Genomic DNA, 1191 nt, shown 5'->3' on the forward strand with positions numbered 1-1191 from the left:
GGGGCCTTTGCACAGAATCGGATTGGTGATTCTGTGGCATGGTCGCTACGGGAGATTCGCGGATGGTTGATCGTGTGCTTGGTCAATTGAGCTTGGCGGACGGCCTTGCGGTGTCGGATGAGACGATCTTCGATCTTGTTGCGAAGGAGATCGACTGGGGTCCGATCGACGGGCTTTTGGGCGCACGCAGCGGAGCCGGGCCGGGCACGGCCAGCTATCCGGCGCCAGTGCTGATGCGCTGCCTTTTGTTGGGCGCATGGCATGGGCTGAGCGATCCAGCGCTTGAGGCACAGATCCGCGACCGGCTGTCGTTCCGCCGCTTTGCCGGCTTCAGCCTTTCGGACCGCACGCCCGACCATTCGACGCTGTGGCGCTTCCGCGAGGAGCTGACGCGCGAGCGGCTGATCGACAAGGTGTTCGAGGAGATCAACCGCCAGCTTGAGGACAAGGGCCTGATCGTCAAGCGCGGCACGCTGGTCGATGCCTCGTTCCTGCAAGCTCGCGGCCGCCCGCCGAAACAGCCCAAGAAGGGCCACCAGGGCCCGGTCAAGCCATCGGCGGACAAGGATGCGCGCTGGGGCAAGAAGGGCAAGAAGAGCACCTTCGGCTACAAGATGCACATCGGCGTCGACCAGGATCATACGCTGATCCGGCGCGTCGAGGTGAGCGACGCTTCGGTCACCGACACCGAGCCGGCCGACGCACTGATCAGCGGCGATGAAAGGGCGGTCTATGGCGATCAGGCTTATTATACCCACGCCAGACATGCCCGGCTGGTCGAGGCAGGCATCAAGGACCGCCTGATGCGGCGGCCCAACAAACATCATCCCGAGTTGCCGCCGCGCCAGAAGCGGCGCAACCAGCTGATCGCCAAGGTGCGGGCGGCGGTCGAGCGACCCTTCGCCGTGTTCAAGGAGAGCTATGCCATGCGGCGCCTGCGCTTCTTCAACCTCGCCGCCAACCGAACGCAGTGCATGCTGGCGGCCTGCGCCTACAACCTGCGCCGCATGGTCAGCACCCTCCATCCGCCTGGCGAGAAGCCGGCATAAGCAGGAGTCCGTCCGTAATCGGGCGGATGAGCCGATTATCCTGAAAAATGCCGCGCTGAACGGCCAAGCAGCGCTCTCCGACGCTCAAAAAAGCATATATGCCTCAAATCGCATATCTATGCGCCTTCTCTGCAAAGGCCTC

1 protein-coding gene is annotated in these 1191 nt (G+C 63.3%); it reads left to right on the forward strand.

Translation table 11 applies throughout. The annotated features are described in order from the left end of the window. The first annotated feature begins 62 nt into the window (after positions 1-62). Positions 63-1049, forward strand: a complete 987-nt coding sequence (locus tag NKJ09_RS32425) for an IS5 family transposase (protein WP_023717425.1) — start codon at positions 63-65, stop codon at positions 1047-1049. The last annotated feature ends 142 nt before the right edge of the window (positions 1050-1191 follow it).

The sequence above is a fragment of the Mesorhizobium sp. M0189 genome, assembly GCF_040322135.1.
Taxonomy (GTDB): Bacteria; Pseudomonadota; Alphaproteobacteria; order Rhizobiales; family Rhizobiaceae; genus Mesorhizobium.

What these genes read in the sequence shown, in the direction of transcription:
- NKJ09_RS32425 (WP_023717425.1), top strand. Translation starts at nt 63, where the DNA reads ATGGTTGATCGTGTGCTTGGTCAATTGAGCTTGGCGGACGGCCTTGCG.